Origin of the sequence: Bacillus norwichensis (assembly GCF_014836955.1) — a bacterium.
Taxonomy (GTDB): domain Bacteria; phylum Bacillota; class Bacilli; order Bacillales; family Bacillaceae_C; genus Siminovitchia; species Siminovitchia norwichensis.
The window spans coordinates 175,488-182,643 of record NZ_JACSPV010000003.1 but is presented as its reverse complement, the minus strand read 5'-3'; the positions used below and the strand labels follow the sequence as shown (position 1 = coordinate 182,643).

The 7,156-nt window shown below is 42.0% G+C and carries 6 protein-coding genes and 1 pseudogene; 1 reads left to right on the top strand and 6 read right to left on the bottom strand.

The features are described 5' to 3' along the window. Nucleotides 1–77 precede the first annotated feature (77 nt). Nucleotides 78–443 (top strand): annotated as a pseudogene (locus tag H9631_RS03290) (SDR family oxidoreductase); the annotation flags it as partial. A 316-nt stretch (nucleotides 444–759) separates the two neighbouring features. Here the strand turns inward: H9631_RS03290 and spoVS are convergent. The 6 genes from spoVS to pgsA all read right to left on the bottom strand — a co-directional run bounded on the left by spoVS (nucleotide 760) and on the right by pgsA (nucleotide 7,088). Next, on the bottom strand, nucleotides 760–1,020 hold the full coding sequence (spoVS, locus tag H9631_RS03285) for a stage V sporulation protein SpoVS (RefSeq protein WP_018705045.1): 261 nt from the start codon (nucleotides 1,018–1,020) through the stop codon (nucleotides 760–762). Nucleotides 1,021–1,152: 132 nt separating this feature from the next. Continuing rightward, a complete protein-coding gene (locus H9631_RS03280; RefSeq protein ID WP_191809899.1) occupies nucleotides 1,153–1,950 on the bottom strand; it encodes a TIGR00282 family metallophosphoesterase in 798 nt (265 codons plus the stop codon). Nucleotides 1,951–2,063: 113 nt separating this feature from the next. Then, complete coding sequence (gene rny / locus H9631_RS03275) at nucleotides 2,064–3,626, bottom strand: ribonuclease Y (protein WP_191809897.1); 1,563 nt, start codon at nucleotides 3,624–3,626, stop codon at nucleotides 2,064–2,066. Between the two features lie 213 nt (nucleotides 3,627–3,839). Continuing rightward, nucleotides 3,840–4,883, bottom strand: a complete 1,044-nt coding sequence (recA, locus tag H9631_RS03270; protein ID WP_191809894.1) for a recombinase RecA — start codon at nucleotides 4,881–4,883, stop codon at nucleotides 3,840–3,842. Nucleotides 4,884–5,252: 369 nt separating this feature from the next. Continuing rightward, the gene (locus tag H9631_RS03265) at nucleotides 5,253–6,494 is read right to left on the bottom strand and encodes a competence/damage-inducible protein A (RefSeq protein ID WP_191809892.1); all 1,242 of its coding nucleotides are present in this window, start codon (nucleotides 6,492–6,494) and stop codon (nucleotides 5,253–5,255) included. A gap of 15 nt (nucleotides 6,495–6,509) precedes the next feature. Continuing rightward, complete coding sequence (gene pgsA, locus H9631_RS03260) at nucleotides 6,510–7,088, bottom strand: CDP-diacylglycerol--glycerol-3-phosphate 3-phosphatidyltransferase (protein WP_191809890.1); 579 nt, start codon at nucleotides 7,086–7,088, stop codon at nucleotides 6,510–6,512. Between the last annotated feature and the right edge of the window lie 68 nt (nucleotides 7,089–7,156).

The window sequence follows — 7,156 nt, the reverse complement described above, 5'->3', positions numbered from 1 at the left end:
GAAAAACATAAGAATAGACGGCTGTTTGGCATGCGCACCGAAAAGGTGCGCTTATTTTATTTATATTTCGGGCTTACAATGCTTGTTCCATTGCAGGACAACAAGGTTTTGAAATGTTAGGAGTGTACTCTGCTTCTAAATTCGCAGTAAAAGGATTAACCCAAACTGCCGCTAAAGAGCTTGCACCACATAAGATTACTGTTAACTCATACTGCCCAGGTATTGTAGGTACTGGCATGTGGGAACGTTTAGACGAAAAAATGATGGAACATATGGGAACCAAAAAAGGAGAAGCTTTTGCTAAATTCTCAGAAGGCATTGCACTTGGTCGACCTCAAACTCCTAAAGATGTAGCGGATCTTGTATCATTCTTAGCTTCACCAAACTCTGATTACATTACAGGACAAAACATTCTTACAGATGGCGGTATGGTTTTTAATTAATTTATATCTAAATAGAGGGATAACTACATGGTTTAGTTCACCTCAGCATCTTCTTTAAAACTATTGTTTTTCACTGATGGCAGTGCTACATTTAGCCCGCAATCAGACCGATGACAAGTCAACTTATTCCTTTAGACTGTTTAAAAACCATTTTGAGTTATTCAAAATGGTTTTTTGGTCTTGACTTATAATTCAAATATTTTTTTGCAAAAGTCCCTTACAATTAACAAAGAAGCCGGCACCATATAAGGAGTCGGCTTATAACATTACAATTATATAAAACCCATTGTGATAAATCAGGCCTTTTATATATTTACTACCTAGGTTCCACTATCAATTTTATCGCTGTACGTTCTTCCCCATCAATCAGAATGTCCGTGAATGCGGGGATACAGATTAAATCTACACCGCCGGGGGCGACAAATCCTCTTGCAATTGCAACAGCTTTTACTGCCTGATTCAAAGCCCCGGCCCCTATTGCCTGTATCTCCGCCCCGCCTCTTTCACGGAGAACCCCTGCCAACGCGCCCGCTACAGAATTTGGATTGGATTTTGCTGAAACTTTTAATATCTCCATTTCCTGTTCCTCCTTGTCATTTCCCCATATCGATTGCCTTTCATCTGGCAACCCCGGTAGACCTTTCCACTGATACTATATTCGCGGAATGGAGGAACTATTCCGGTTTGTCCGAAACAAGAGGATACTTAGTCAATCTTTAAAAAAGGGACGATCGTCATTGATCATAATCCGTTCAATCGACTTCGCCTTGCCTGTCTCCTTATTTATATGTATGAGACAGGCACTGAGTTGTTTCCTGCCTATTTTTGGAACCTCAAAACGCGCAGGTAATGATGTTTGAAAACGATAGAGGACTGGACCTTTATCCATACCTAGAATCTCGTCATAAGGGCCCGTCATGCCTACATCTGTGAGATATGCAGTACCACCAGGCAGAATTCTTTCATCCGCCGTCTGAACATGGGTATGTGTACCGACAACAGCCGTTACTTTTCCATCAAGGAACCAGCCCATCGCCTGTTTCTCACTTGTTGCTTCTGCATGAAAATCAACAAAAATAATATTGGTGCGCGCCTTTGCAACCTTAATCAATTCTTCAGCTTTCTTAAAAGGACAATCAAGCGGAGGCATAAACGTACGTCCCTGAAGATTGATAACGGCAACTTCTAGATTGTTTAATCTTAAAAACACCATTCCGGTTCCGGGGGCATCCGGGAAATTAGCGGGTCTAGCCATATATTTAGCTGTATCTATAAATTCGAAGATCCCTTTATTATCCCAAGCATGATTGCCCAGTGTCACCGCATTAGCCCCGGCTTCAAGTAATTGTTTATATATGGATTCGGTAATTCCTCTTCCTCCGGCACTATTTTCGCCGTTTACTATAGTAATTTGTGGTTTGTAATAGGATTTTAATTTTGGCAAATATTCATTGATCATTTCTCTTCCCATTGAACCAACAACATCACCAACAAATAAAATATTCATTAAAAGCTCCTTCTTTTCTATAAACTGGTCACTTTGATTGTATAACAATCAATATCATTATTAAACTAAAAGTAGTAAATAATAGGAAAAGCGGTGTGATATCTCACACCGCTTTATTTAGCGTATTCAACTGCTCTTGTTTCCCGGATAACTGTAACTTTGATATGTCCAGGATAATCAAGATCATCTTCAATTCTTTTTCGAATATCACGGGCTAACCGATGTGCTTCCAAATCATTGATCTGTTCCGGCTTAACAATGATTCGAACTTCTCTACCCGCCTGAATGGCAAATGATTTTTCGACTCCGTCATATGACTCAGAAATCTCTTCCAGCTTCTCCAGTCGTTTAATATAGCTCTCCAATGTTTCACTTCGTGCTCCAGGTCTTGCAGCTGATAATGCGTCTGCTGCAGCAACAAGCACAGAAATAATTGATGTGGGTTCAGTGTCCCCATGGTGAGAGGCAATACTATTAATAACAACAGGATGTTCCTTATATTTAGTCGCCAGTTCAACTCCAATTTCCACATGGCTTCCTTCGACTTCATGGTCAATTGCCTTACCTATATCGTGAAGGAGTCCTGCGCGGCGAGCCAGAGCTTCGTCTTCCCCTAATTCGGCTGCGAGTAATCCGGATAAATGAGCTACTTCAATCGAATGTTTAAGTACATTTTGACCATAGCTTGTCCGGAATTTCAAGCGTCCTAAAATCTTAATCAAATCAGGGTGGAGGCCGTGAACACCAACTTCAAATGTTGTTTGCTCTCCGACTTCACGTATATGCTCGTCGACTTCACGCCTTGCTTTCTCTACCATTTCTTCAATTCGGGCTGGGTGGATGCGTCCGTCTTGTACTAGCTTTTCCAGTGCAATTCGAGCGGTTTCCCGTCTGATTGGATCAAAGCCTGACAAAATTACAGCTTCTGGAGTGTCATCAATGATGAGATCAATACCTGTCAGAGTTTCTAGAGTCCGGATGTTTCTGCCCTCACGGCCGATAATCCGTCCTTTCATTTCATCATTAGGTAAGTTGACAACCGAGACTGTCGTTTCAGCAACATGCTCAGCAGCACAGCGCTGAATAGCCAGAGAAAGAATGCTCTTCGCTTTCTTATCTGCTTCTTCTTTCGCGCGTGTCTCACTCTCTTTAATCATGAGAGCAGTATCATGCGCAAGCTCTTTCTCAACACTTGATAAAAGGAGTGATTTTGCTTCCTCGCGTGTCAACCCTGAGATGCGTTCCAGTTCTGCTTTTTGCTGGCGGATCATTTCATCCACTTTGCTTTCCATCTCTTCAATATGTTGTTGTCTTCCATTCAGAGAGTCCTCTTTCCGTTCAAGCTGTTCTTCACGCTTGGACAGAGTATCATCTTTTCTGTCGAGGTTCTCCTCCTTTTGCAATAAGCGATTTTCCTGTCTTTGCAATTCGGTTCTTCGTTCACGAAGTTCACGTTCAGTTTCAATACGGAGTTTGTGGTTTTCATCCTTTGCTTCCAACAGGGCTTCTTTCTTCAATGATTCCGCTGTTCTTTTGGCATCCTCCAAAATTTGTTCAGCGGACCCCTGTGCACCTGTTATTTTTGCTTGAGCAACTGATTTAAAGATGAAATAGGCAACAACTACACCGACGATAAGGGCAAGCAAAATGGAGATGATGAGTATGGTTAGATCCATGTTTTCACCCCCTCTTGCTATAAAATTGTATCATTCACTAACTGTCGGTTGGTACATGTTACAATATAGAGAGCAAAGCTCTAATTTTACGAAAAAAATTGTAAAATATACAGTTTAATTTTATAGGTGTGGAGAATTATTGTCAAGCGCAGACCCCTATTATTCTGAAAAAAGAAAACAGCAAAACCTGAGCTTTGCTGTTAAAGTGGCATATTATTGATCCAATAAACTAAATTCTTCCTGTTCCTCGTCTTCCGGCGCTGTTTTTTCATCATCCAATCCATAATACTCCCGAATCTTAAACATAATTTCTCTGCGTAAATCTTCGTTTTCTTTCAAAAAAAGCTTTGCATTCTCTCGTCCTTGTCCAAGACGCTCATCATTATATGAATACCAAGATCCACTTTTTTGAACAATATCGAGTTCAGAGCCCATGTCAATGATTTCACCTTCATGGGAAATGCCTTCTCCGTACATGATATCCACTTCGGCTGTTCTGAAAGGAGGAGCCACTTTGTTTTTGACAATCTTAATCCTTGTTTTACTTCCTACAACCTCCTGTCCCTGTTTCAATTGCTCGGCACGACGAACCTCAAGCCTGACAGAGGAATAGAACTTCAAAGCGCGCCCACCAGGAGTTGTTTCCGGATTCCCAAACATGACTCCCACTTTCTCCCTGATTTGGTTAATGAAGATGGCAATCGTTTTGGATTTGTTGATAGCGCCTGACAATTTTCTTAACGCTTGTGACATTAGACGCGCCTGCAAACCAACGTGTGAGTCTCCCATTTCTCCCTCGATTTCCGCTTTAGGTACAAGGGCCGCAACGGAGTCAATAACAAGAATTTCAATCGCACCACTCCGGACAAGAGCTTCCGCTATTTCCAAAGCCTGTTCGCCTGTATCTGGCTGTGAAAGTAGGAGTTCATCAATATTTACACCCAGCTTTTGCGCATATACCGGATCAAGTGCATGCTCCGCATCAATAAAAGCTGCTGTGCCGCCTCTTGCCTGTGCTTCCGCAATTGCATGCAGGGCAACAGTTGTTTTCCCGGAACTTTCAGGTCCATAGATTTCAATAACCCGTCCTCTTGGATAGCCTCCTACACCAAGCGCTATATCAAGCGCTAGCGATCCGCTCGGGATGGTTGAAATTTTGCGGTCCGTTTGTTCACCCAGTTTCATGATGGACCCTTTTCCAAATTGTTTTTCTATCTGTTTTAAAGCCATATCTAATGCCGCTTGACGATCACTCACACATTTTCCTCCTCAAATATATTCATTCAAGTTTACACTCTTGGGATTTCCTTTTTAAAATCTATTTACATTATACCTTCTTTTTATATCATTGCCAAGCAAAAAGGCGAACATTTATTCTGTATTTTTGAGTGAGATAATGATAGTAAAATTGATTTTCTTTCACCTATTCTTTTATTTTAAGCGGATAAATTCATATGAAAGTTGAATTTTAGAAACAGGGATTCCCCTTTACATTTTTTATTATCGTCAACAATTTGGCAGATTTAGCCGCCCGTAACCAGATGGGCGCTCCTCCGATGCCTTCCTTTTCTTTCGCTGATAGGTTATATACTTTTGATAGAAAACAAAAAATAGAGCTGATCAGCCCTATTTTTTGTTTAACTCCTTCAATAGATAATAACATCCCATTTTGACGGAACGTCGTCTGTTCCCATTCCGTGTACCTGCCATCTTTACAAGAACTGCCTTGGCTCCCTTGCCTTTGAACGACATACCGATCCAAACCGTTCCAGCCGGGTGGCCCTCAAGTGAATCCGGTCCAGCCGCACCCGTGAAGCTGATACCTATATCGGCATCCAGGGATTGTCTGACATTCTCTGCAAGCTCAATGGCACACTGCTCACTGACAGCTCCATGCTTTTCCAATGTTTCAGACTTGACATTGCACAGCTTTATTTTTGCCTCATTTGAATAGCAGACGATGCCACCAAGCAGCATAGTACTGACACCGACAACCGAAGTCATCTCGGACTGAAACAGTCCCCCTGTTAAGCTTTCAGCTGCTGTAATGGTCAATTCCCGATCCTCAAGCACTTTCAAAAGCTCAGCCATCAGCGAAGTATCTCCATAACCGTAAAAATATTCGCCGGCCTTTTCTTGAATCGGCTTTTCGATTTCATCCAGCATCAAAATGGCCTGCTCCCTACTGTCGCTTCGTGCAGTTAATCTGACTGTCACTTCGCCATCTCCTGCCAAAGGAGCAACCGTCGGATTCGTTTGGGCGTCTATGATATCAGACAGCTTCTCAGCAATCTCGGCTTCACCGATATTGAAAAAGCGAAGTACCCGCGATTCGATACATTCAACTTTTTCTAATTGGTCGACAATCGCTTGGCGCCCGTAGTTTCTAAACATCGGTTTCATTTCATGCGGCGGGCCTGGGAGCAGCATGTAAAAATGAGATCCCTCTTTTACAAACATCCCAGGTGCCATCCCGTGATCATTTGGAAGTACTTTTGCTTTCTTGATGACATGGGCCTGTTTTTCATTATTGGCAGTCATATAGCGCCCAGTCCGTTTGAAATAATCCTGAATTTGTTTCCAGGCATCATCATCTGTCACCATCTCACGATTTAAATGATCTGCAATAATTTCTTTTGTCAGATCGTCTTTTGTCGGGCCCAGTCCGCCAGTAAATATCAAAAGATCAGCCCTAGTTTCTGCGTGCTTTATAGCCTCTGTTAGCCGGCTGGGATTATCACCTACCACACTATGGTAATAAACATGTACACCTATTTCCGCTAGCTCTCCTGATAGATACTGGGCATTCGTATTGGCTATTTGGCCAAGCAACAGTTCCGTACCGACACCAATGATTTCAGCTTTCATTCATGGATCACTTCCTTACTTCGAATGTTTAAATATTCCACGGTTAAGGTAAAAATAATCCCATCCAGACCATACAGTAAATATTAAGGCTACCCATAACATGATGTCAGCAAACGGTACATTTATTGCTGAAAACGGCATATTGTTAAGAAGCAAAGCACTGATTGCAATGATTTGCGTCCATGTCTTGATTTTTCCCAACATATTGGCTGCCACTACTTCACCACTTCCAGCCAAAATAAGCCGTAAGCCTGTCACTGCGAATTCACGACTGATGATCAAGATGACAATCCACGATGGTGCCAGTTTCATTTCAACCAATACGATGAGGGCAGCAGAAACAAGTAGTTTGTCTGCAAGCGGGTCGAGGAATTTCCCCATATTTGTAACAAGATTATATTTACGTGCGAAGTAACCATCAACCCAGTCAGTTACTGAAGCGATGATAAAAAGAATCGCTCCAGCAAAATGCGCGACTTTCAAGTCAGCACCAAAATAATGGAGGGTTCCCCAGTCAAAAGGTACAAGCATTAATATCAGGAATACAGGAATTAGCAGTATTCTTGATACAGTAATTTTATTAGGTAAATTCATCTGTCGTCTTCCTCCTAAGAAATGCACAAGGTGCCATTTGGCGGCAAAAACCTCAAGGACTCAGCACT